The sequence below is a fragment of the Streptomyces phaeofaciens genome (assembly GCF_014648915.1).
Taxonomy (GTDB): Bacteria; Actinomycetota; Actinomycetes; order Streptomycetales; family Streptomycetaceae; genus Streptomyces; species Streptomyces phaeofaciens.
On the sequence record NZ_BMSA01000054.1, the window covers coordinates 1 to 23,890 of the forward strand.

Here is a 23,890-nt window from a genome sequence, read left to right on the forward strand (position 1 = left end):
ACGTCAATCGCCAAGGCCGTCCTCACCCTGGAGTTGCAACGCTGAAGAAGCTCAGTGATTGGCCGCCCGGTGCCCCACGACGACCCGGCTGCCAATTAGGAATTGCGAATGATCGCTGAGTAGGGATTCCTAATGCTGTCTGTCAAGCGGGGAGAGCGGCGGGAGGCACGGTCTCGTAGGGCCGTCCGTCGCGTAGGAGTGCCCAGAGGACGTTGACGCGGCGGCGGGCCAGGGCCAGGACGGCCTGGATGTGGCGCTTGCCCTCGGAGCGTTTGCGGTCGTAGAACCGGCGGGAGTCCTCGCAAATTCGGATGCTGAAGAGTGCGGAGATGTAGAAGACTCGCTGGAGTCGGCGGTTGTAGCGTCGTGGGCGGCGGAGATTGCCGCTGATCTTCCCGGAGTCGCGGGGAACGGGAGCAACGCCTCCGAAGCCGGCGAGGCGGTCAGGAGTGCCGAAAAGACTCATGTCGCCGCCGGTCGCGGCCAGGAACTCGGCACCGAGAATCACGCCCAGCCCGGGCATGCTGGTGATCACTTCGAAGTCCCGATGCTCGCGAAACCGGGCCTCGATCGCCTTGTCGAGCTCGGCAACCTGCTGGTTGAGGGCCATCACCTCCGCCGCCAGGGTGTGCACGAGTTGGGCGGTCAGTTTCTCTCCTGGCAGGCTGGTGTGCTGGCGCACGGCAGCTCCCCAAGCGGTCTCGGCGAGCCGGTCAGGGCGCAGGACCTTGCGATTGCGCAGCCAGGTCTCGAGCCTCTTCTTGCCTGTCCGGCGCAGGGAGGCCGGGGTCTGGTAGCCGGTGAGCAGCGTGAGCGGGCCGGTGTTGGTCAAGTCCAGGGCCCGCTCCAGGCCGGGGAAGATGTCGGTGAGTTGGGCGCGGAGCCGGTTGACGGTGCGGGTGCGGTCGGCGACCAGGTCCATGCGTCGGCCGGTGAGGATCTTGAGGTCGGTGACCGTCTCGTCGCCAGTGCGTAAGCGTTGCAGGTCGCGGCGGATGCGGACCTGGTCGGCGATGACGGCGGCGTCCTTGGCGTCGGTCTTGCCGTCGCCGCGGTAGCTCTCGGAGGCGCGGTGGATGGCCCGGCCGGAGATGTAGTGCAGCGGCTGATCGTGGTTGAGGAGGATCGTGATGGCTAGGGCGGCTCCGCCGTCGGCCAGGTCGATGCCCCAGGTCACCTCGTCGCCCAGGGCCAGGACATTGGTGAGGAGTTCGAGGAGTTCGGGTTCGTCGTTGGCGACGCGTCGGGACAGCAGCCGGTGGCCGCTCTCGTCGATCGCAACGCAGTGGTGATGGGTCTTGCCTGCGTCGATGCCGGCCCAGATTGCGGCCATGTGGTGCCTCCGCGCGGTGTGGTGACGGTGCCTCCCGACGGACGACCTCGCTGTCGATTCCCTACTCAGCGATCATTCGCAATTCCTAATTGGCAGCCGGGTCGTCGTGGGGCACCGGGCGGCCAATCACTGAAAGCCACAAGTGGCAGAGCCTTTTGAACCACACCCGGCACCCCTGGGTGGGTGAACCATACGAGGGGCTCACCGCGTCCCGCAGAACAACGTAGGGAGCCCTTTCGGACCTGCCCTGGGGGTTTCCCCTTGAACGTGGACACCCTAGACACTGGACCGTGAAGATTCAGAGAGCAGGAGTTCCCGTTGGGGAGTACGTCGACTGCGAAGTCAGGCCGCTCTGAAGGCCCGTGTGTCGGGTAGCCGGAGCACGTCACCGTACCCCGGCGGTGTAGACGCCGCCGCGCGGCGTTCACAACCGCAGACCGGCTTCAAGATCAACTCTTTGCCCCTTTGGGCGCCAGGTCCAACTGCCTAGCGGACATGCAGCCGCTCCAGCTGCAGCCAGGCGGCGCGGGCGTGCTCGCCGAGGCGTTGCTCGAGCGAGAGCCGGGTGTGTTCCGAAGGCGTCGGGCACGGCACCCATCCTGCCCGACAGGCCAGTCCCCGGATGAGGCAGGCTTCGGCCTGCCGTGATCCACTTCTCCCGATTGGCCTGTCTGCCTTGCCCGTTGCCGCCGCCCGTCCGATAGTCCTGCGCGCCGCCGAGCGAGCGCGGCTGAAGCTGATGGCCTACGGCCACAAGACCGAGTACCGGCTGCGGATGCGTGCCCAGGTCGTGCTGCACGCCGCGCGCGGGCGCTCGAACGCGCGGATCGCCCGTGAGACGGGGCTGCACCTGGACACCGTGCGCACCTGGCGCGGCCGCTTCGCCCGGCACGGGCTGGCGGGCTTGAGCGACCGCCGGCGCTCTGGGCGCCCACTCCGCTTCACTGCACTGCAGACCGCGCAGGTCAAGGCCCTGGCCTGCCAGCTGCCTGCCGAGAGCGGCACCCCGCTGGCGCACGGGACGTGTCCGGAACTGGCCCGCGAAGTCGTCGCTCGGGCGATCGCCGACTCCATTTCCGCCTCGACCGTGCGCCGCTGGCTGGCCGACGACGCGATCAAGCCCTGGCAGCACCGTTCCTGGATCTTCATCACCGACCCCGACTTCCGGGTCAAGGCCGAGCGGGTGCTCGGCTTGTACGCCCGCACCTGGCAGGGCGTCCAGCTCGGCGAGGACGAGTACGTCATCAGCGCGGACGAGAAAACCTCCTCCACGCCCGCTGCCGCTGCCACCCCACCCTCGCCCCCGGCCAGGCCCGCGCGATGCGCGTCAACCACACCTACGGACGCGGCGGCGCTCTGGCCTACCTCGCCGCCTACGACGTCCACGCCGCGAAAGTGTCCGGCCGCACTGAGCCACGCACCGGCATCGCCCCGTTCATGAACCTGGCCACCCAGGTCATGAGCATCGAGCCCTACGCCAGCGCGAAGCGCGTGTTCTGGACCGTCGACAATGGCTCCTCCCACCGCGGCAAAAAGGCCGCCGACCGCCTGGCCGCCGCCTTCCCGAACGCGGTGATGGTCCACACCCCCGTGCACGCTTCGTGGTTGACCCAGGTGGAGATCTACTTCTCCGTCGTGCAGCGCAAGGTCGTCTCGCCCAACGACTTCACCGACCTCGCCCAGGTCGCCGACCGGCTCCGAGCCTTCGAAGACCGCTACAACGCCACAGCACAGCCGTTCCAGTGGAAGCTCACCACCTCCGACCTGGAAGATCTGCTGGCCAGGCTCGACAGGTGCACCGCCGATCACCAGGAAGAATCCTCCGCCGAGCCAGCTACATGATCAACCCCCGAAGAACTTCCGGATCGGACCACTTAGTTCGGCCAACACACCGCAGGTCCAAAGCTATCCTCACTACGAGAAAAGTCGGTCAAGTTCCGGCGGTGCGTGAAGAACGTGCACGCTGGCGAGCGAGTCCACTGGCTCCCCCGCTATCACACCTCGGACAACGCCCTGCGCAGCAACAACTTCTGGCTCTTCGACAGCCGCGTATCCGGTGGGGCCACTTCACAGACAACGGCGCCATGATCGGCCATGAGCTCTCCGAGGACCCCGTGGCCGCCAAGCTGTGTGCTGAGGCATTCGACGCCGTATGGTCGCGTGCCGTCCCCCACAGCCAGTACCAGATCCACTGACAGAAGGCACCGGCAGCCACCTCTTGCCCGCCTCGCTGTCCTCGTCTGCCCACGCCATACTGGAAGCCGTCGTCCATCGGTTGCGCGACCTCCGCAAAGAAGCCAGCCTGACGGTCGTCCAGCTGGCTGCCGCGCGCAGCTGGCAGTACTCCAAGACGTCCCGCATCGAAAACGCCCTCACCGGCCGTCGGCCAACGACATCCGCCGCTGGTGCTGCACCGCCACCCACGCCGGCGACCAGGCGAGGGATCTCATCGTCCAGTCCATCAACGCCGAGTCGATGTACCGGCATGCGCGATCAGCTCCGCGTCGGACTCCGACACATCCCAGGAAGCCCGTGTACAGACCTTCCGGGCCACGGAGTGCTTCCGCATGTACTCCTCCAGCCTCATACCCGGCCTGCTCCAGACCGAGGGCTATGCGCTCGCAGTTCTCCAACTCGCCGTCGTCGTCCACGACCTGCCCCACGACGACATTGCGGAAGCCGCGCACTCCCGCGCCGGGGTAGCCGACGTCCATCAGCGCATCACGTACCGCTGTCAGCCCGTCCGTGCCGAGCCCGTTGTTGGCACGCGCCAGAACTACGAGGGTCGGTGTGTCAGGCAGACCGTGCAGCTGGCCGCGGAGGTGGGTGGCGATCTCATTGGGATCGCAGGGCAGAGCGACGGTCTCCACCAGAACCGCTCGCGCGGCGAGCACGTCACTGTGGTGCCGAGTTCGGTGAGCCGCGTGGGACCATCCCCGCTCGCGCGGGGAGCAGGTAGTAGCGCGATCTGAGCGCGCCCATGGAGTGGGACCATCCCCGCTCGCGCGGGGAGCAACCTGGTCTACCTGGGATTCTACCAGCGGCATGGCGAGTTCCGGAGTCTTTCACTTAATCCAACAATCTGCGCTTTTAGTCTCCAATAGCTAGCGCCACCCTCCGAAGCGTAAACCTGCTTCGGAAGGTGGTGTCGTGTTCGCGGCCCGGCCTCACCGGCGAGACGCAGATCGGCCAGCCCTCCGGGGTGGCGATGATCTGCACGTTTCCTCCGTGGTGCTTGCTGGCTGCCTGGCCGTCACCGCCCTCGTGCTGCACCGCCAGAAACGACTCCAACGGCCGTAGTGCCGCCGAGCGAGTACACCCTCTCTACCGCCCTCGATTGGAGGATGTTCTCGCTGCCAGGGATTCGGTCACTCTCCGTGTCCATGAAGGAACAGCTGTTCTCTCGCTACTCAAGGACACGTATCTCATTGCGTGTGGCGCGTGGCAGGCCCGGCCTGAACGTGCCTGCGCCGCAAGATCAAGGAAGCGAACAGCCTCGGCCCGACCGTTCGCTTCGAGCCCATCCTTGTGCTCTTCACTCTGCGGCCGGCGCCTCCTCCGCTTCGAACTCGACGTCCAGGTGCGGATCGAACGCGTTCGGGCGTACGGTCAGCTCTGTGGTGGCGTAGGTGCCGAACCGCATGAGTTGGTTGGTCAGGTACGGGCTGATCGCGGCCAGATCCTCCCCGGTGATCTGCCAATACTCCGCCTGGAGACCGCGGATCACGTTCATGAGGTCCAGAGTCGTATGAAAAATGACGCAGTTGGCAAGTAAAGACGTCACTTCACTGCCTTCTCCTGCTCGACCGGGTCGTTGTCGGCAATCACGCCGCCGTTGCAGAACGCCAGCCAGTCGGTGAAGTTGTTGAAGGACTCGACCTTGTTTGGTGGCCGCTGCGTCACCCGGCGGCACAGAGACGAGTCCGAGATGAACCGCAGCATCTGCACGGTGGCGACAGCGCGGCCCACCGCGCGGGAGGCCCGGTAGATCTGGTTGCGCTTGGAGCTGCTGCCCAGGCGCCGCAGCAGCAGCGGGGAGGCCAGGATGCCCTCGCGGATCGCGATGCTAACGCGCCTGAGATCGCGCCAGTGGGCCTCGCCAGCGCCACGGCCCGCTGGGCGGCAAGCCGCCGCGCCGCCTGACGACGGGCATTTTCCCGCCGGGAACGGCGCCGGAGCCCCGTCCGGGCCCGTGGCACGAGGTCGGCGGGGTCGATCCGCTCCACCACCGTCCGGTAGGTGCCGATCATCCGCTTCACCAGCGCCTGCTGCTGCTTGCGGATCTCCTCCAGCTCGTCCTTCTGCAGGGAGCCGGATGGCTTGGAGTCGGCTGAATTCGCTCTGTTGTGTCACAGGAAAGTGGGCCAGCATCGGCTTCAGTGCGCGGCTGTCGTGGCTGTTGGCAGCCGAGAGAGCGACATGGAGGGACAGCCCGGCTGCATCGGACAAGGTTGCATCCTGGAGCCTGGCTTACCTCGGTACTTCGACTCTTTTGGGCCCGCACGTGTGTCGAGTCCACCACCCGCGAGAGGTCCACCAGGCCCTGCACATCCAGGAATTGCAGCACCGTTGGCGTGTTGGTCAGTAGGTTTTCCTGGCAGGCTCTGCTGCCGTGCTTCGGTGCGTCGAAGCCGACGGTAAACTGCCGTGTCCTGATGTGGTCACGCGCCGGTTGGGGGACGTCTGCTAAATGATCACAGCGAATACCGCCTCATCATCGATGTTCGTTACCCCGCCACACTGAGGACGCACCCGTGCCAGGGGCAGCAACTCCCGGGTTCTCCCACAAACCCTCAGGGACGATCCAATCTCATCCCACTCCCCATGATTGGCCTAGCAACCAACCAGCCTGCAGGAAACGGTCTGAGCCGCTCTTCAGGCGCAGTGCGGGCACACTCCGGATCTTGGCCTACTTCGACCGTTCAATGGCCATTCCATAGCTTGCCGCCCCTCCGGCGGACCAGACCACAGCCAGCACAAACTAGGGCACGAAAGGCAGCACGACGCAGCAGGCTCTCTCCCCCCGTTCAGCGATCCTGATGTGCCGATCCGACGTGTCGCACGAGAGCAACTGTCCGACGACGACAAACCTGCGCCCCTTAGATCGGCTCGATTCCACCTCCACAGACACATGTAGATACTGCCCATGCGCCTGAGAGACGGCCGCTAATCACACCTCAGCTATCATTGCTCGGCGTCTGGTACACACGTGTGTCGTTTCCCGTAGTGAGAGGCCTCGTCTAACATGAATGTTGGCTTTATCGGCATGGGGGTCATGGGCCAGCCGATGGCGCTGCGTCTGGCTCGCTCCGGCACGCCTTTAGTGGTGTGGAACCGCACGGCCGCTCGGTCCGCGCCCGTGCATAAAGCCGGGGCCCAGATGGCCTCGCATCCCGGCGAAGTCTTCGCCGAGGCGGATGTGATCCTGCTGATGCTGGCCGACGAGCACGCCGTCGACGCCGTCCTGGGGCGCGGCAAGGAGCGTTTCACCGTCCGAGTCGCAGGCAGGACGGTGGTTCACATGGGGACCACCTCACCCGGATACTCGCGTGCTCTGGAGACCGAAATCCGCGCGGCCGGCGGACGCTACGTGGAGGCCCCGGTCTCAGGGTCCCGCATCCCTGCGGAGGACGGCACGCTGGTCGCACTGCTGGCTGGCGACGTACAAGCCGTAGACACTGTGCGGCCGGTCCTCGCGCCCCTGTGCCAGGAGACGTTCTTCTGCGGTGACGCACCAAACGCGACGCTGATGAAGCTGTCCGTGAACCTGTACTTGATAGCCCTGGTGACCGGACTAGCTGAGGCATATCACTTCGCGGACCAGCTGCAAGTCGACCGGACCCTGTTCTTCGACGTCCTGGCGGCGAGCCCGATGGCGAGTCCGGTATCCCGCATGAAGGCGCCCAAGCTGCTCGCGGAGAACTTCGAGGTTCAAGCGGCGGTCCTGGACGTCCTGAAGAACAACCGGCTCATCGCCCACACGGCCCGCTCGTCCGGCGTCTCCTCCCCGCTGCTCGACACATGTCACACGCTGTTCGCGGAGACGGCGGAAATGGGCTACGGCGCCAGCGACGTGATGGCCGTCCTACGCGCACTCGAAGCCCGCACGGACCAGATGGTGTCTGACATCACCTTCGCATCGTCCACCCGCTGAGCAAACATTCCCACGTGAGGAGTCACATGACCGTGCCAACGGGAAAGCCGGCCGGAGCCAGGACCATTGAAGCGGCGATCGACAGGACCGGCTGGTCTGGTCTGCGGCCCGGAGACGACCTCGTACGCAGCTACCGGGCTTCGGGTGTGTGGCGGGACGAAGGACCACTAGCGGACCTGGAGAAGTGGCGCGCGAAAACCCCGGAAGCCACCGCGGTGATCTCCCATCGGTACGCCACGGACCCCTTACATCTGACATACCAGGAGTTCGGTGACTACGTGGAGCGCTTCGCCGGTGCCCTGCGGGCTCTCGGAGTGGGCCCCGGGGACGCCGTCGCAGTCCAGCTGCCGAACTGGTGGCAGGTGAGCGCGCTGTTGCTGGCCTGCGCGAGAGTCAAAGCCGTTTTCGCGCCTGTCATGATGACGATCGGTGCCCGTGAGCTGGAGCGTGTCCTAAGAAGGCTCGACGCCGCCGTCTGCGTGAGCGTCGACCGGTGGAACGGCACAAACCACGCCGAGCCGGTCGCCGAAATGGCTCCTCGCCTTCCTCGGTTACGGCACCGAGTAGTGCTCACAGAGGGCGACGCCCCGGAGGGCGCGGTGCACTTCGGCCGCCACTTCCAGCTTACCGCCTGGGAGAAGGAGCGGGAGGCTCTGCCAGAGGAGGACGCCGAGGATCCGGACCGGGTGGCCGTGGTCCTGTTCACCTCCGGGACGACCGGCGAGCCCAAGGGGGCACTGCACACGTTCAACACCCTGTACGCGGGGGCCTCGCCTGTCGTCTCAGCGGAGGAATTGGGACGCCAAGACCGGTTCTTCACCACCCAAGCACTCACCCACATGTTCGGGGTGATGTACAACGTGATGATTCCTCTGCTGGCCGGCGGGACTTCGGTGCTGCTAGACACATGGAAGCCCGAGACGGCACTGGAGATCGTCACCGAGACAGGGATCACCGTACTGGGGGGCGCGCCGCCCTATCTCGGCGCGCTGGTCGACGCCACCCGGGTGTCCGGAAAGCCGCCCGCCCTGCGTATGGTGCTCTGCGGCTCCACCACGATCCCCGGTCAGTTGGTCGCTGAAGTACGGGAGGTGTGGGACGTGCCGCTGCGCAGCTTCTGGGGAATGACCGAGGTGCCCGGGCACGCCTGGACCCGCAGTGACGACCCGCCCCTGTGGGCCCTGCACAGTGACGGCCGGCCGGGCTCCGGGATAGAACTCGACTTCAGGTCCGACACCGGGGCTGCGCCCACTCTGGAGCAGCCTGCGCGCCTCTTCGTACGCGGCGGTGGCGTGTGCCTGGCGACCATCGGCCGTGACAGCGGTCTGCTGCAGGTGACATCTCACCTGGACGGTGGCTGGTACGACACCGGTGATCTGGCTGTCCCGGACGGGCGGGGCGGTCTGCGCCTCACCGGCCGGATCGCGGATCGCATCGGTGGCTCCTTCATGATCCCGGCCAGGGACGTCGAGGCCGAGTTGCTGACGCATCCCGACGTCACGGACGTCGCCCTCGTCGGCTACCCGGACGGCCAGGGGGGTGAACTGGCCTGCGCGGTGGTCGTCCCTGGCAAGTCCGTTCCCACGCTGGCCGCTCTCCGGGAGTACCTGTCCGCCCGAGGCATGACGCGGTGGTACCAGCCAAGCCGGCTGGAGCTGATGACGGAACTGCCCCGCAACGAAACCGGCAAGATCCGCAGGAACTTGCTCCGGACCCGGGTACGGGAAGGGCTCCGGACGAGCGGAGCGGCCGCGGTGTGACGTACTGACGGGCGACGGTGACTCCCTTTCGGGTGTCACCCCATCGTCCGGTCGAGGCGCGGAGGCCGCGTGAGCCAGCGCAGCCGACCAGAGGAATGACTCCCGGTCCGGGGGCCGGGGAGCCGGAGCACATCCGACCACCGCGCGTCCCGGTCGCGGCGGTGACGATTGCCCGAAGCAACAGCGCGAAGCCACCTGTACACAGGCGACAAGGGAACGGCGCCGTCTGCACAGGATTGGAAAAATAATTCAAATTTCAATTGACACTCTGGAGTCATGGAAACCGATATGGCCGCTCACCGCCTTACCGAACCGGAATTAAGGGTCTGGCGTACGTACATCGAGGCCAGCAAGCTGCTGATTCGACAGATGGAGAAAGACCTCCGGCCGTTCGGGTTAACAATGCGCGACTACAATATACTGGTAATTCTCTCCGAGTCGGAGAATGCGCGGATGCGGATGAGTGAGATGGCGGCCGCTACCCTCCATTCGAAGAGCCGGATTACTCAACAGATGAAACGCTTAATGAAGGCGAAGCTGGTGCGCCGGGAAAACTGCCTGTCCGATCGCCGAGGGCGTTTCGCCGTTCTCACCAACCACGGCCGCAACACCTTACGCGAGGTGGCGCCGCACCTTGTCGCCTCGGCACGACGGCACTTCATCGACCTGCTGTCGCCACAGGATCTGGCCGAATTCATAGGAGTCCTCGGCCCGGTCGTCCGCCGCGCACGGGCGGATTCAGCCCAGCCCCACGGCGGACGCGTACAGAGGACACCAAGTGGCGTATCTAACACAGAGTCCCCGTGTTGAAGGAGACATCTGACGTGGTCGGCCGCGCAGCGAATTGAGCAACGTCATCGGGTTCAACCACCAACTGCTGCTTCGCGCCAGCCCTCACGGCCCGCTTGCGTAGCCGGGAAGCAAGCCTGGCCTGGTGCCGTTCAGCCACAACGGGCCTATCTTCAAGAACAAGCAGAACGCCGTCAAGTCCATGGTGGTCAGGGACGGCGAAGGCCGCGTGCTGTGGTGCAGCCCGGCCCGTCCCGCAAGCTGCGCGGACATCACCCATGCCCGCCAGTTAGGGCTGGTCAAGCTCTTGGCCGACGGGCCTGCAGTCGAGATCCTGGCTGATGCCGGCTACCAGGGACTGGGCGCCCAGACCGGTGGCGGGCGTGACACCACCGCACCGCAAGTTCAAGAAGAACGCCCCGGACTGGTACGAGGAGATGCGACGTATCCGTGTCGAGCACGGCATCGCCCATCTGAAGAACTGGCGGGCCCTGGCCCGCCACCTCGGCCGCCGCGAGCACATGAGCGACACCGTCCAAGCCATCGTCGGCCTTCTGTCCCACCAGCAGAGCGCGGACCTGAACCCGACATGGCAGATGTGAAGCTGGGTCGCACCGAAGTTCGCGACGTCTCACCGCCTACCGTGCACGAGCTCGTAAGGGCTGTCCCGTAAATGATCTTTGAGGTGCTGGGGACTGCTGGAGGCGTTGGGCTCCTCCTTCCAGGCCGGGAGCTCGCCTGGCCCTTCTCTCGGCGGTGCGGGATGACCAGCCCGGTACCCCGGTAGCCGCCGTACGCGATCACCGCCGTCGGGCCGACGGCGTCTTTCGCACCGGACACTCCCACACCCTGAAGTCGCTGCGGTTGCCGGGCAACGGGCAGCCGACAGCCACCACCAGCCGCGTGTCGGCAGCGATGATGACCTGGTGGTTGGTGGAGTACCGGTAGTTCTTCGACTTCTCGGCGACGGCATGGTCGCGGGTGGGGACCAGAGTGCCGTCGACAATCAGCACGGTGCTCTTGCGGAACCGCTTGCACTGCTGGAGGGCTAGAGCGGGTCCGAGATGGTCGACGATGCGGTCGGCGGCCGACTTCGACACCCCGAACAGCGGCGCCAGCTGCCGCAGCGTGAGATTGGTCCGCCAGTACGCGGCGACCAGCAGCACCCGGTCCTCCAGCGGCAGACTCCAGGGCCGGCCCTTGCGCACCGGGTCAACACCCTCGCGCCGTAACACGGTGAGCAGCCTGCCGAACTGGCGCGGGCTCAGCCCGGTGATCGGGGCTATCCAGAAGGGCTCCGAGGCCGTTATCACACCAGACACACCAAGATCATCTCACCTGTGAACAGCAGTTACGGGACAACCTTTGGTTTAGTGCGCCGACGGGGCGCAACATACGTGATCAACAAATAGGCCCGCGTTCCAAGGGCCGCCAGGGCTGACGAACCAGGCGGGCAACTGACAGGCCCGGCACCGGGGCACTGGTGCCAGCCTCCCCGGTCCTGGCGGCCATCGAGGAACGTGTGTGTCCCACAAGGAACGCGCCCGGCGCGACAACGCCGAGAGCTGCCTCCACGGCCCCGCGAGAATGGCCGGGTCATCCAGCCGGCGAACCGCGCCGCGCGTGGCGGCGGACTCGCCGCCACGTCAGCGGGGTTATTCCGCCCAGCGCCCGACCGCAGTCAGCCATGCGATGCCCGGGTTCAGCCATGCCGGAAACCGCTGCACCATCGCCTCGAAGTACTCCGTCCGGCTGGTGACGCTGCCGAAGACTTCCGCAGCTGCGCGTAGATACTCCCGGGTGTCGTCGATGACGGACGCCGGGTCGTCCCGCTCGGGGTTCTTGTGCCCTGCCACGACGGTGGCAGGGGCGAGGGCAGCCACGGCGTCGATCGCGTCGAGCCAGGCGTCGATGCCGTGGTCGCCGGCCTCGGAGAGGTACTGGTGCACCTGGTTGTACACGACGTCGCCACTGACTACCAGGTCCAGCGACGGCACGTGCAGGAACGTCGTGTGCTCGGTGTCGGTGTGCCCGGCAGAGTGCGGGATGAGTGCCTCCCCGTCGACCTCGAGCCCGCTCTCTGGAACCACTTCGGCGATAACCGATGTGTCACCAATCAGCCCAGGGAACGCGGCCCCCCAAAACGGATTCGGCCGACCGCCGGGAGTGGTCCGCTCCATCTCCGCGACCGTGTCGGCACTGGCCCACACCTTGGCGTCCGGGAATTGCTCCAGGACGGGTGCCGCAGCGTACCAGTGGTCACCGTGCGCGTGGGTGACGTAAATGCCGGTGATCGTGCGATCGAAACCGGCGGCCCACTTCGCGACGGCGACGCCTTGCTCAGCAATCAGCCCCGGGTCGACCAGTACGGCTTCCCGGGGGCCGTAGATGAGCGTGGTGGACAGCGGAGACCACAGCATCGGGCCGCCGTCCGGCCGGGGCGGCAGGGCGGTGGTTGCCAACGGCTGCATAGGACTGACGTGTACGGCGTGGGCCAGGGAGGTCATCGTCGTTCCTCTCGAACGGTGCACAGACGCACAAACGGAGCGCTGGCAAGTGGCGCCGCACCTGTGCGAGACGCCTGCCATGTGCGGCCGTACCGGCCCTGCGCAGGGCGTAGAAGGGGACCGGGTGCCGACACACTCCCCTGCTCGCGGGTCACCACGACCCACACCGGTCATCCTGTCGCCAACCACCCGCGGATCCCGCCGAGTACGGGCCGGAGTGGTCCTTTGGGGCAAGTCTTCTGCCCCGGACGTCCAGGAGTGACCGCTCGCCGAACCATGCCTGGACACGCCACGTCGCACGGACGCGCCTCCCGGCGTCCGCCCAGGGCGGGCACGGGTACAACGCCGTTGCGCCGGTCCTCGGCGGACGGCCTATGACGCCCCATATACCACGCGCACGGTCGCCGTCCATGCCAGCCGGAGCACCACCGGACGCAGCCGACCCCCGATAGCGGGAATGGAAACTAACGTGCCGATGCTTCAATCGATCACCGACGTTTCTCTAGGAGTTCTCCAACCACCTCCAGCGACCGCGAGAAGATCGTTTCCAAGCTGGCGGGCTGGCTCCGGCAGAACCTGAAAATCAGAGTGCCCCAGCGCGGCGTCGAGATCCAGACCGCCGTAGAGAAAGGCATCCGGGACTCGTGCGCGCTGGCCTCCGCCGCCACGCTCGTGGACACCACGGGTGCCGACTCGTTCTCCACCTTCCTGTCGTCCGGCCAGTGGGAGGAGTTCCGGCAGGTGGCCGAGGACCGCCGGCTCTCCTTCATCCAGGGTCTGGCGCAATCCGTCCAGTTGTGGCTGGACACCTGCCCTGCACCCGACTTCGAGCGCCCATCGCTAACCCGCCGCATGATCGTATGCAACCAGAAGGGCGGCGTCCCGCCTCCACCGCTGCCCTCAGCGAGGCCCTAGCCGAGTCGCCCGACGCCCTGCACTCCGAGCGGGTGGCCCCAAAGCCCTCGCCAAGGCGCAGCGCGACAGCGAGGCGGAAGCCGACAGTGAGGTGCCTGCCAACGACCCCGCTGGAAATCGAGAACCTGCCCGGCTCGGCATGCGCGCGGTGGCATGGGAGATCTCATGAGCAAGGCCGACCAGTTGGAAGCCGGCCGCTTCGGCGACGCCCGCACCGTCAGCACACGCCGGCAGGCGGTGGCCACCGTGACGGGTGTCCCAACCGAAGGCGTCGCCCCCACCACCGAGCTACCCGTCCACCCGGATCAGTCCCAACCCCGACAACCCCGCTCGGCGACGTGACCGACCTCGCAGGAAGTCTGCAGACCCACGGCCAGAAGCAGGCCATCACGGCCATGAACCGGGACGCCTACCTCAGAGCAATGCCACCCGCCGCTCGCCACACAGCCGTGGGGCGAGCGGCGTGTGCCGGGTCACTTTTCGATCCAGTCATGCCCCTGGCTGAGTTCCGACAAGCCACACCCACCCGGCAGGTCTCTCCCCCCACCAGGGACTGCACCTTGGCCGGCAGAGCTTCGGTCATCTCCTAGGTGACTCAATCGCGGTCGATCACCCGGCTCTGCGTCAAAGGCATGGGCACGCAGAGAGACCGTCAAGGATCTCCTGATGACAAACGGTCAACGAAGTCCTGAGACCTCACACCGACAGCTATGACCCCGTGAGCTCGTCCCCTGACAACCATCTTCCAGCTGCACGGCTTCCGGCTCCTGAGCACTCCTCACCAACCGCGACGAGCCGAGACGCTCACCCCGCGATGCCTTTCCTGCCCACCGAACTCGCCTACCGCTCGCCGACAGGCCGCGAGCCCGTTGAAGAACTGCCATGTGACGACCAGTCAACAGCAGTCTCTCTGGTCTTACACATCAACAGCCCCCAGAATCGCCCCTCTTTTGCGCGGCGCAGGGAGGTTGGAGCTCGACTCTGCACTCGCATGGTGTTCGGCTGGGCCTACTCGATCACGAATGAATCCACGCCCCCTCACGGCGTATCTCATCGAAGGCTTCGGCAGTTACACATGAAAGCGCCATAAGGGGGGAAGCAAATTTCAAAGTGATCCCACATCTCTAAGGCAAGGCGGACGCTCTAGTCACAGAGCCACCTACAGACACACATGGCGACAGCCCTTGCGGGCAGCCGCATGCGGCGCAGCCGGGATGGGCGGTGCACTGTCGATGGCACCTCCGTTGCCGAACAGAAGCTACTGCCTTACAGTCAGTTCAACCGCGCTGAACTCGGTCACCAAAGAGGTCGGTCGCCGGCTCCGCACGATCACGAAGCAGTCGCACCGACCGATGCGCTGCCCCGCCACGCTCCGTGCGATCGCCACCATCCCGCGGCTGACGCGCGTCCCCACCCGCAGGCACCGCATTCTCTGACGTCACAGGTGCGCCCAGCTAGCGCCTCGCTTCCCCGCGGCTCGCCACCATGCAGTCCCCACGGTCTCCATGCACGAAAGAGGTATGCAGAATGAATCAAGAGTTTCTCGCTACACCGCATAGCGTCCGATTCACCCGTTACGGGCTCCCAGGTCGCGGCACTCTCGCCTTCGTCCACGGGTTCCTCGACAACTCCCTCGTGTGGCACGAAGTCATCGTGCAAATGCGGTCGCAGGACTGGCAGATCATCGCTGTCGATCTTCAAGGCACCGGTCGTTCCTCGATCTCCTCCGCGGAGACGCTGCAGTCCTACGCAGACCAGACGCTCGCCGCCATCGCGAGCGTCACCACCAATCCTGAGGCACCACTGGTTGTGGTGGGGCACAGCATGGGAGGGGCTGTGGCTGAACTCGTAGCCCTTCATGAGCCGGCAGGGCTCGCGGGGCTGGTCCTCATCACCCCGGCAGTGCTCTCGGGTTACCCCCTGTCCGAGAAACAGACGGCCGCCTTGCGTGCCACGGCATTGGACCGCGACCCGCAGGCCGCCCGAACAGCCAGGACGACTATGTCGACCACCCTCAGACCCGAAAGTCTGCAAGTTCTGATCGATGCACACCTCGGTACTCCGGCAGCCACTGCACTTGAGCAGCTCGCTGCCTGGACAGGAGGCCACCCCGAAGGCGAACGCGCATCGAGCGTCAGAGTCCCGACCCTGATCATGGCGTCAGACGACACGTTCTTCACATATGACCTCATCCGAGACGGCGTCGTGAATCGATTTCACAACGCCGAGATGACCCGCGTGTCGGACGCAGGGCACTGGCCCCATGTCGAGCAGCCTGCAGTGGTCGCCGCCGCCCTGGACGCGTTCCTCGCCCAGAACTGCTGCTGACTGATTGCCACGGCAGCCCGTCCCCTACAGCGATCCTCACTACATGCCGATCACCCAATCCTCTTTCCTTACCGTCGGCGCTTTGCCTCCTTGACAGACTTGGGCCACAGCCAATTATCGAAAGTCACGTCCTTTAAGGAGCGGCATGGTCATCAACAACGCAGTAGCAGTATTCCTTTCAGGGTGCACCGAGATCAACAGGAGATGTGGAAGCGATCTGGTGACTGACATTGCTCATCGTCGTGCTCTACATCGTCAATTCGGCCGAAAAGGCAGTCCTTAGCTCGTCACTCAGATGATTGAGTGGAAGGCCCGCTAGGCTTTCGCCCCTCGTATAACCAGCCCTCGACAGTCTTGATGGCGGTTTCCACGGCCGTCGGGCCGAGACGCTGCGTCACCTTCCTGTAATCGGGGAAGGAAGTCCTCTGGACTCCGCATGGCGCGTGCCTGAAGGGTATTTCGGAAGAAGAAAAACGGCTACCTCCTCCCCGGCCATCCGCCTAGCACGTGAGTTACTCAGCAGTGGAACGCTGTCTCCGTCAATCTTCCCCGCACAGGCGTTACTCAAAGACACCGAGGGAAGTCCGAGGATGCTTCTTTGCAACGCTCGTCTTAGCCCTCTCTGAGAGTGCACGTCCGAGCACAATCCGAATGGGAGTCCCCATGAAAGCGCGAATGCAGTGGACCGCCGTGCCGACGTCGGATGCCGGCCTACCGATGTTCGAGGCGCCCATACATGAACATCCGGTGCGCGCCATCCTGGCTCTTACGGCCTTACGGCCGGAGGGCGAGCCCCGTGCCAGTTGGAGAATCAGGCTTCCGGCGACCGCGAGTATCCGTCAGGCCGCCAGGATGCGTACGAGGTCCCGTCTGACGGTGTCGCACTGGAGGGGGGACATCGACACTGCGGCTCGGGTGGCCGGTGAAATCACCGACAACGCTGCCAAGCACGGTCAGCCGTTCTCCGACGGCTGCGTGATCCTGCGGCTCACCGTGCTGGAGGTAGGCGAGCTGCTCGTCCAGGTGGACGACGCCGACCCCTGCTTCCCCAACTTCGCCCCCCTGAACGTGGGCTCGTTGGAGACCCTGACCGGCCTGGGGTTCGCCCATCGCCTGGGCGCCAAGCTCGACTGGCACATGCTGCTGGAGGACGGCTCCCCGGTGGGCAAGACCGTGCAGGCGCTCCTCCCGGGCACGTGGACGGAGGCAGCGTGACAACGGCGATCCCCCAACGTCAGCAGAAGGTCGGCACGCCTCGGCCCGTCCCGATGCCTACCTTCAAGGAGGAGTGGCTCGGAAGCGCTGCTCCGCCCCATGCGCCGGCCGCGGACATGGGCATGCTGGCCGAACGGATCCGACGTCTCATGGACCTGGCCGCAGGCCGACAGCTCACTCTTCCCCTCGGCGGCAGGTACTTCGACGTCGTGGTCACGGCGAGCGGGCCCATCGCGTACCCGGTGGTGAGGCTCATGGACGACGTCCAGAAGGGGCCAGGGGACCCACCGGATGCCTGCGGGCCCGTCATCGAAGATCCCCAGCGAGGATGGCTGATCTGGCTCGTGCCGCCGGGAACAAGTGACGAATGGGCGCCCCACCGGTTTGCTACCTGCCTGGGCTTGCCCCACGAACTGGCGCTCCCCCCGATGGACCAGACCGAGCCACCCGGTCCCTACTGGCTGCGGCGGATGCGGAGCGACCGGCTGGTACCCCCCGGCCCCCTGCGGCAGTACCTCGATCGGTTGCGGCCTGGTCCTGCCCCGCACGAAGCGGTCCTGGGCTCGATGCTCAGAACCATCTCCTGATCCCCGCGTGCGGTGAGGAGTGGCCGTCCCACCGCACGTGGTCCCTCCCCGGTCGGCGCGTACTCCCTCTCCCCGCGGCGCGTCGTCCGGGGCTTCACCTCAAGGGGACAGCAGCGTGAGTCTTCACCAGGAAAGCACCCTGGCGCCGCACGACGGACTGGAAGAGCTGAGGCGCACCTACATGACGGAGATCGCCGACGCCGTCAGGCGCAGGCGCCTGGTATGGGCCGCTCCGTACGTGCTCGCGTCATCGGTGGAGGAGAACCACGGCTCCTTCCGGTCGCACGAGGGCCGGGACTGCACCGACAGGCAGTTCAACCGGGTCGTGGAGGGCGCCTACACCAGCTCGGACCAGTAATCCCCCGCACCCTCCCGCCTGCTTCGGGCTGGTCGCCGCATCAGGTCCGAAGTCGACTACGGCCGCAGGCCGGAGAAGACCTGGGTCTACGGCGCTGTGCGAGTTCGAAACGGGCATGAGGGGAACAGCGTTTTCTACCAGCAGTTTCTGCAGAAGGTCGAGGCAACCAACACCCACCGGGGACATCTATGTCGTCACCGACAACCTGTCCTCGCATAACAGCCTGTCCACCCGGACATGGCTGGAGGACCACCCCAACCAGCACGTCTTCATACCCGCCGGCGCCTGCTTGGCTCAACCTCCATGAAGGCGGGTGGCGCTCTTCCACAAGGCCGCCCTCGCAGGCAGTCCTTTGCCGGACCTGCCGAGGATCGAATGCGCCACCGCCTCCCAACATCCCAGCTCAACGCCCGGGCCCGGCCTCGGGTATGGGGCAGACCCACCCCACCAACCCGCCTACCGCGACGGCCGATATGTGTACATCCAATGAGGAACCCAGCACTAGCTGGAGAGGTGGTGGGCGATGCACCCGCTCCCAGGTCAGGGTCTCCACCACGCGGGTCGGGGTACCGTGGTACAGCAGGAGCGGACCGTCGCGGTAGATGGTGGCTCTTCCCTCGAAGGTGATGACGCGGTCGCCGTCAGCAGCGGGCCGCCCGCGCTCGGCAACGAAGGCAACCAGTTCCTGTGGGCTGGGCGAGCACTCGTTGCCGACAGGCATGTCCAACCAGGCGGTCACCTCGCACAGTTGGCACCCGTCGCCGCAAGTGTCTGCAGTGAGGGCCCTCGACGAGGAGGACCTACGTAGGAGCCGGCAACCGGGTCGCGGCGTCGGCCCACCAGCCGCGAAGAGCGCCCTCAGCGTTCAGTGCGACAAGGGTGTCGGCTGTGCGCGCCCCCAGTGTCCTTGAGCCCAGAAAGTACTCAATCCAGCGAACTCGTCGGTCCGTTAGGTCTGCGGTGCGTCGTCGGCTGTGCCCCCTCCGTCCGGGCCCGTACGACGAACAGTCGGCGCCCTTTGCTCCCGGCCAGAGTTAGACCTGGCAGGACAAAGCCGGAGGATGGTCGCTGCTGCACTGTTCACCGACCACCTGCTGAAGCGCCCGCACCAAGGCCGCCTGTGGTCCTGGGCCGAGAGAGCGCGTTGAGCAGTCACCCAGGTGCGGCAGTGGAAATGGACCCTGCTCTGCCAGCGTCGGTGCAGATCCGCAGGCCGGTTCGCAGAATCCGGCCGTGCCGCCCTGCAGCCTGTCCGACTGGCAGGGCGAACTACAGCGGTTGGTGCTTGCGGTCGGCGGCGAAGTGCATCCGCTAGTCAGTCCGCAAATGCACTCCGCCTGACGCAGCCCTGCGTCAAGCGAGGAACCTATTCACCTCGTCGGTGAAAGCCTTTGCATGCTGGAACAAGAAGCCGTGACCTGCATTGCTATAAAGAACGAGGGTGGCGTCTTCGAGATGCTGGACGGCCACGTACGACGCTAGCGCCGGGATCATCACGTCCTTCACGCCGTTCGCATAGAGGACGGGTTGCTTAATCGTCTCGAGATTTTCCCGCACCTGTTCGAACGGTGTCGCGGCGGTCTTCCCAACCGCAGCAAGCATCCCTTGCCCTGCCTCGTCAGAAACATTGCGGATTCCACTACTCAGCCGCGTAGCAACATTGGCAAGATGCTTGCGGCCCGCGGCACGACCTTCCTCGGTCTCAGGGAAGAACAGATAAATCATGTCTTCCTCTGAAGCATCCGACTTGGCCATGATGTTCCGGACCTTTTCACTCAGGCCCTCAGCTCCGGGTACAACACTGCCCGGGGTACTGCCCGCGACGATAAGCTTCCGTACCAGCTCAGGGCGCCGAAGGGTCACATGCTGGGCAACGATGCCGCCCAGGGACCAACCAAGCACGTCCACCTGAGTCAGGCCGAGGGCCTCGATGAACTCGATGGCACCGTCAGCGAGTCCCTCAACAGAATCCCGCGGTACGCCCGTCGTGTGACCGATGCCGAGATTGTCGAACACGATCACATCGTGGTTAGCGGCCAAGAGGTCTATGAACTCCGGGTCCCACCAGTCGATGGTTCCCCGGAAACGGTTTACCAGAACCAGAGGAACCCCACCTTGCGGGCCAAAGCGCCGGTATGTGAAGACTCCCGAAGGACCTTCCACCGTGAGATTTTCAGCCTTGTCTGCCATAAAAATACTCATGAGTCACTCTCCTTGCTTGTTGGGTGCACTACGGGAGAATGGGCCGAATCCACTCACCGAGGAAGGCAGTGTCGTTGGCCAGCAAACCGCTCATAGTGCTGGAAGAGGAAACCATGTGCGACATCGGGGCATATCATGATCCGAGCGTCCGGAAGGAGCCCGGCCAACAGGTGGGATCAGCGCGGCAAGAACATCGGGTCACCGTCACCGAGGCCATCGTTGTCGAACGCGCTGACCCGTCGGCTGACGGCGAGCGCATCGACTAGGGCCGGGCCCCAGTTATCGAGGTACCCACGGAAGTGCTGCAGCAGCACCAGCGACCGCACATCGACACCGTCGGCCGCCTCCACGAAATCCGTCTTCACGTCGGCATATATACTCATGAAGGCTCCCGATGGACTACCAGATCATGCGGGCGCGCACCATACCCGACACGGGGCAGCCATCGTCGCTTACAGCGAACTCGGCCGACCGCTTGGATTATGACCATAATCCAAGGCGCTGGCTCAAAGCAAGCCCCCTAAGACCGACCTGCGTAGGAGGGGGCAATGCGTTACACCGAGGAAGACAAGGAACGGACCCGGCGACGGATCCTGGAATCGGCTGGCCGGCTCTTCAAGGCCGACGGTATCGGCGGCACCGGTATCGCTGGCCTCATGTCCGATGTCGGCCTGACCAACGGCGCCTTCTACAAGCACTTTTCTTCCAAAGATGACCTGGTGGCCAACGCCGTCATCAGCCAGCTCGCCGTCCAACTAAGCCGAGTCAACGCGCTACCCCCCGGCCGCGCAGGGCTGCAGGAGTTCATCCGCTACTACCTATCGCCCGAACACCGGGACAACGCCGCCCTGGGTTGCCCCTCTGCCGCGCTCCTCAACGAGATCAGCCGCCACTCCACCGAAGTACGGCAGGCTTTCACTGACAGCTTCGCCGCATTCATCGACGCCCTCGCCTCACGGGTCAACCCCGACAATCCCACCGCTTCTACGACCGCCGTCACCACCGCCTTCGCTCTGATGGCAGGCACCATGCAGATCTCACGCGCCCTTACCGACACCACTCTTGCCGACGAACTCCTCCGCAGGGCCGCCACAGATGCACTCACCCTGCTCGATACCGCAGCAAACCAGAACTGACGAACCCACTGAACCCATGGGCACCGGAGCCGGGGCGCGCCAAACGTTTCACCCGACGGTAGCGGGTTGGACCGTAGGTGGTGCGGCGGGCGGAGCAGGGAGGCGGAGGCCCCCACACCTGCAGGAGGCCGACCAAGACCAGTATAACGGGTTGGTGCGTGATAGCGGTGAAGCGTGTTCGCCATGCGCTGGGCTGTTTTCAGGTCATGACAGTGAGATCGGAGACGAGGCCAGCGATGGCTCGGTAGGTTGGGGCAGGCGATCGCGTCGGTTGGTCCAGCGCATGAGTTCTTTCCAGCGTTTGTGGTTCGCGAGGGCGTGCTCCACGGCGATGCGGTCGGACGAGTGACTGTGCCGATCGCGTTCCCACTGTGCGCCTCTGCCAGGCAGTAAGCCTCCGCCAACTTGAAGTCGCAGGTCAAAGGGCTGGTGTGACTGGTTCTCGAAGTGCTCATGCTGGTCGTGAGCGGGAGTCCGCGGAGAAGATCATCCGCTAGCGGTTGACTTCGAGGTTCGTCAGCACGAGCAGAGCGCGCAGGAGCTGGGTGGCGCGTGCGGGCTCGGTACGGAGCTTGGTGAGGATCCGCCAGTTCTTGAGGTGGGCGAAGCCGTGCTCGACCGGTGCCCGTCCGACGGCGAGGACGCGGTTGGCTTCCTTTTGGCCCGGGGTGAGCTTGTGGGTGCGGCTGGCGGTGTAGCCGGTGACGATCACGGGGTCGAGGATGTCGTTGTCCAGGCCGCGGAAGCCGAGGTCGGCCAACGCTCCGAGGCCGACGGCGCGTAGGTGGGCCCGGATGTGGTCGTGGCGGGCTGCGGCGTTGTCGTGGGTGCGGCCGGAACGGGCGGCGGATATCCAGATCAGGCGGCCCTTCTCGTCGGTCAGGGCGAGGAAGTGCAGGCCGTGGCTGCGGTGCTTGCCGGAATAGTTCCGCCGGTCGGCCCTCCCGGTGCGGCGCTGAGTACGGATGAGCGTGCCGTCGATCAGGACCACCTCACCGCCCCGCTTGACGACCTTCTTCAGGGCGCCGTCCAGGCGCGGTGCTTGGGCGGCGAGTAGTCCGATCAGCTCGTCGCGCCAGCGGCGGACGGTGGATGCGGACACATCGTTGCCGCCGGCCATGTCGGCCAGGCGCTGGTCGTGGCGCAGTACGGCCAGGACGATCACCGCGATCGCCGTAGCAGATCGGCGAGGTGGTTGACGGTGCGCGTGGACAGCGACAGATGGCGCTGGTAGACAAGCGAGCAGGTGTCCTCGGCGCGCCCTTTGGTATTCGTCACACAATTCCAACGGCCGCCGGGGGCACCCCGGTTGCGCCCGTGCCGAGACGCTCCGAGTGGCGGTGCTCCTGGTCAAAGACGGGTGGTGAACCGGCCGTCGGGCAGTTCCCGCAGCCAGCCGCGATCGACGAGTCTGACCAGCTTGCTGCGGAGCGGTTCCAGCTTGGCCCGCACGCCGACGTCCACCCCCACCGCCTCGCAGACCTCGCGGGCCATGACCGGTCCCGCGGCCTGCCGCACGGCGGCGATGATGCGCTGGTAGTCCCACGGGAGCGAGTGCTCCTCCACACCCGGTTCGCGGTGCGGGATCAGCAACACTGCTCGTCCGGCCACCTGCCCGGGCACCGGCCCGGCCGAGGCGCGTTCCTCGGCGATCTGCCCAGCCATCCGTTCAAGGACACGATCGGCGACGGCGAGTTCATCCCGCTCGGCCCGCACTTCCGCAAGCTGCTTCGCTTCTTCCATTTCGTCCAGTTCCGCGCGACGCGCGGTGACCGTTGCAGTAGCTCGGGATCCAGCATGGACCGGATCGTGGAAGGCCGCCTGGTCGCGGTGAGCGGGAACCGACAAGATGGCCCCTGGAGAGGGAGAGGGAGGTCTCTCGAACTGACAAGGGTGCGCCCAGCATCGCTCGACTCAAAGCATGCGCTGGTAGCGGAGCTCAGTGAGTGTGATCCCGTCGTAGACGTCGTCCTGAGCCGTACCGCCAACCTGGTAGCCAGCTCGCTCGTAGAAGCGCTGGGCTCGTTGGTTGTCACGCGAACCCACAAAGCTGACGCCTCGAAGCCCTGGCCCCTCATCTGAGTATGAGCCTCACCGAGGAGGATCCGGCCGATGCCCTGGCCGATCAGATCCGGTGAGATGTACAGAGCGTAGACCTCCCCGACCCGCCTCAGACCAGGCCTCTCAGTTCGACACGGCCCGAAGCAGATCCACCCCACCGGGCCACGGTCACCGAGCGCCACAAGGTCTCGTGACTTTCGGCCGCTTTGAGAAAACCACTGTCGCCGTTGAGCGGCATCGCCTTCCACCGTCATGGCATCCAAATACGTCTGGGGAACGATGCCTGCGTATGCCGCCTGCCATCCTCGGACTCGGATCGTCGAAACGGCCTCGATGTCGGCCGCATCCATCTCCCGCACGTGCACCATCGCGCCACCGTAATGGCACAGGTACCTCAGAACGAACTGCTTTACCCTTCTGTCGGTGCCTCCCCTGTCGGCGTACTGGCTCATCTGCAGAGCGAAGTACGGGCTCAAATGCAGAGGCGTGTACGAAGTTTTGGCCGGGTCGAGGGCGTCAGCCCTCGACCCGGCCGTGTGGGTGAA

19 protein-coding genes and 6 pseudogenes are annotated in these 23,890 nt (G+C 65.5%); 14 read left to right on the plus strand and 11 right to left on the minus strand.

The annotated features are described in order from the left end of the window. Positions 1-142: 142 nt before the first annotated feature. The gene (locus IE275_RS43680) at positions 143-1,333 is read right to left on the minus strand and encodes an IS110 family RNA-guided transposase (protein WP_189718278.1); all 1,191 of its coding nucleotides are present in this window, start codon (positions 1,331-1,333) and stop codon (positions 143-145) included. A gap of 676 nt (positions 1,334-2,009) precedes the next feature. Here IE275_RS43680 and IE275_RS46525 point away from each other — a divergent pair. From IE275_RS46525 to IE275_RS47430, 3 genes and pseudogenes are all read left to right on the plus strand, one after another. Continuing rightward, positions 2,010-2,774: a helix-turn-helix domain-containing protein gene (locus IE275_RS46525; RefSeq protein WP_229871287.1), complete on the plus strand. Its 765-nt coding sequence runs from the start codon at positions 2,010-2,012 to the stop codon at positions 2,772-2,774. Then, on the plus strand, positions 2,690-3,175 hold the full coding sequence (locus tag IE275_RS46530) for a transposase (protein WP_229871300.1): 486 nt from the start codon (positions 2,690-2,692) through the stop codon (positions 3,173-3,175). The genes IE275_RS46525 and IE275_RS46530 overlap by 85 nt, the downstream gene beginning before the upstream one ends. Positions 3,176-3,289: 114 nt before the next feature. After that, positions 3,290-3,528: pseudogene (locus tag IE275_RS47430) on the plus strand (DUF6879 family protein). A 177-nt stretch (positions 3,529-3,705) separates the two neighbouring features. Here IE275_RS47430 and IE275_RS43690 read toward each other — a convergent pair. The 3 genes and pseudogenes from IE275_RS43690 to IE275_RS43705 all read right to left on the minus strand — a co-directional run bounded on the left by IE275_RS43690 (position 3,706) and on the right by IE275_RS43705 (position 5,704). Beyond that, complete coding sequence (locus IE275_RS43690) at positions 3,706-4,227, minus strand: hypothetical protein (RefSeq protein ID WP_189718279.1); 522 nt, start codon at positions 4,225-4,227, stop codon at positions 3,706-3,708. Between the two features lie 247 nt (positions 4,228-4,474). Continuing rightward, positions 4,475-4,567 (minus strand): annotated as a pseudogene (locus IE275_RS43695) (IS5/IS1182 family transposase); the annotation flags it as partial. 301 nt (positions 4,568-4,868) lie between these two features. Continuing rightward, positions 4,869-5,704 (minus strand): annotated as a pseudogene (locus IE275_RS43705) (Tn3 family transposase). 874 nt (positions 5,705-6,578) lie between these two features. On the opposite strand from IE275_RS43705, the gene IE275_RS43710 reads away from it, so the two are divergent. The 5 genes and pseudogenes from IE275_RS43710 (at position 6,579) to IE275_RS46545 (ending at position 10,638) form a co-directional block, all read left to right on the plus strand. Continuing rightward, complete coding sequence (locus IE275_RS43710; RefSeq protein WP_189718282.1) at positions 6,579-7,487, plus strand: NAD(P)-dependent oxidoreductase; 909 nt, start codon at positions 6,579-6,581, stop codon at positions 7,485-7,487. A gap of 26 nt (positions 7,488-7,513) precedes the next feature. Beyond that, positions 7,514-9,247 (plus strand): AMP-binding protein, encoded by a 1,734-nt coding sequence (locus IE275_RS43715; protein WP_189718283.1) that lies wholly within the window; start codon positions 7,514-7,516, stop codon positions 9,245-9,247. A gap of 276 nt (positions 9,248-9,523) precedes the next feature. After that, positions 9,524-10,057: a MarR family winged helix-turn-helix transcriptional regulator gene (locus IE275_RS43720; RefSeq protein ID WP_189718284.1), complete on the plus strand. Its 534-nt coding sequence runs from the start codon at positions 9,524-9,526 to the stop codon at positions 10,055-10,057. A gap of 181 nt (positions 10,058-10,238) precedes the next feature. Further along, positions 10,239-10,340: pseudogene (locus tag IE275_RS46540) on the plus strand (transposase family protein); the annotation flags it as partial. Between the two features lie 79 nt (positions 10,341-10,419). Then, a complete protein-coding gene (locus IE275_RS46545) occupies positions 10,420-10,638 on the plus strand; it encodes a transposase (RefSeq protein WP_229871302.1) in 219 nt (72 codons plus the stop codon). A gap of 98 nt (positions 10,639-10,736) precedes the next feature. Here IE275_RS46545 and IE275_RS43730 read toward each other — a convergent pair. Together IE275_RS43730 and IE275_RS43735 are read right to left on the minus strand one after the other, a co-directional pair. Beyond that, positions 10,737-11,358 (minus strand): annotated as a pseudogene (locus IE275_RS43730) (transposase family protein); the annotation flags it as partial. Positions 11,359-11,691: 333 nt separating this feature from the next. After that, positions 11,692-12,543 carry an MBL fold metallo-hydrolase gene (locus IE275_RS43735; RefSeq protein ID WP_189718285.1) on the minus strand — a complete coding sequence of 284 codons (852 nt, stop codon included), beginning with the start codon at positions 12,541-12,543 and terminating at the stop codon, positions 11,692-11,694. A gap of 588 nt (positions 12,544-13,131) precedes the next feature. On the opposite strand from IE275_RS43735, the gene IE275_RS43740 reads away from it, so the two are divergent. The 5 genes from IE275_RS43740 to IE275_RS43760 all read left to right on the plus strand — a co-directional run bounded on the left by IE275_RS43740 (position 13,132) and on the right by IE275_RS43760 (position 17,946). Then, entirely contained in the window at positions 13,132-13,458 is a 327-nt protein-coding gene (locus tag IE275_RS43740; RefSeq protein ID WP_229871290.1) for a hypothetical protein, read from the plus strand. 165 nt (positions 13,459-13,623) lie between these two features. Beyond that, positions 13,624-13,800, plus strand: coding sequence for a hypothetical protein (locus tag IE275_RS43745; RefSeq protein WP_229871293.1), 177 nt, complete (start codon positions 13,624-13,626; stop codon positions 13,798-13,800). A 1,185-nt stretch (positions 13,801-14,985) separates the two neighbouring features. Continuing rightward, positions 14,986-15,786 (plus strand): alpha/beta fold hydrolase, encoded by an 801-nt coding sequence (locus tag IE275_RS43750; protein ID WP_268255365.1) that lies wholly within the window; start codon positions 14,986-14,988, stop codon positions 15,784-15,786. A gap of 915 nt (positions 15,787-16,701) precedes the next feature. Beyond that, positions 16,702-17,001 (plus strand): ATP-binding protein, encoded by a 300-nt coding sequence (locus tag IE275_RS43755; protein WP_189718287.1) that lies wholly within the window; start codon positions 16,702-16,704, stop codon positions 16,999-17,001. A gap of 702 nt (positions 17,002-17,703) precedes the next feature. Beyond that, positions 17,704-17,946, plus strand: coding sequence for a hypothetical protein (locus IE275_RS43760; protein ID WP_189718288.1), 243 nt, complete (start codon positions 17,704-17,706; stop codon positions 17,944-17,946). A 1,353-nt stretch (positions 17,947-19,299) separates the two neighbouring features. On the opposite strand, the gene IE275_RS43765 is transcribed toward IE275_RS43760, so the two are convergent. Together IE275_RS43765 and IE275_RS43770 are read right to left on the minus strand one after the other, a co-directional pair. Further along, on the minus strand, positions 19,300-20,148 hold the full coding sequence (locus tag IE275_RS43765; RefSeq protein ID WP_189718289.1) for an alpha/beta fold hydrolase: 849 nt from the start codon (positions 20,146-20,148) through the stop codon (positions 19,300-19,302). A 176-nt stretch (positions 20,149-20,324) separates the two neighbouring features. Next, a complete protein-coding gene (locus tag IE275_RS43770) occupies positions 20,325-20,531 on the minus strand; it encodes a hypothetical protein (protein ID WP_189718290.1) in 207 nt (68 codons plus the stop codon). A 165-nt stretch (positions 20,532-20,696) separates the two neighbouring features. On the opposite strand from IE275_RS43770, the gene IE275_RS43775 reads away from it, so the two are divergent. Continuing rightward, a complete protein-coding gene (locus tag IE275_RS43775) occupies positions 20,697-21,284 on the plus strand; it encodes a TetR/AcrR family transcriptional regulator (protein ID WP_189718291.1) in 588 nt (195 codons plus the stop codon). 493 nt (positions 21,285-21,777) lie between these two features. On the opposite strand, the gene IE275_RS43780 is transcribed toward IE275_RS43775, so the two are convergent. The 3 genes and pseudogenes from IE275_RS43780 to IE275_RS47180 all read right to left on the minus strand — a co-directional run. Continuing rightward, positions 21,778-22,449, minus strand: coding sequence for a transposase family protein (locus tag IE275_RS43780; protein WP_229871295.1), 672 nt, complete (start codon positions 22,447-22,449; stop codon positions 21,778-21,780). 185 nt (positions 22,450-22,634) lie between these two features. Beyond that, the gene (locus tag IE275_RS43785; RefSeq protein ID WP_229871297.1) at positions 22,635-23,132 is read right to left on the minus strand and encodes a hypothetical protein; all 498 of its coding nucleotides are present in this window, start codon (positions 23,130-23,132) and stop codon (positions 22,635-22,637) included. A 227-nt stretch (positions 23,133-23,359) separates the two neighbouring features. Further along, positions 23,360-23,797, minus strand: a pseudogene (locus tag IE275_RS47180) (GNAT family N-acetyltransferase); the annotation flags it as partial. Positions 23,798-23,890 lie beyond the last annotated feature (93 nt).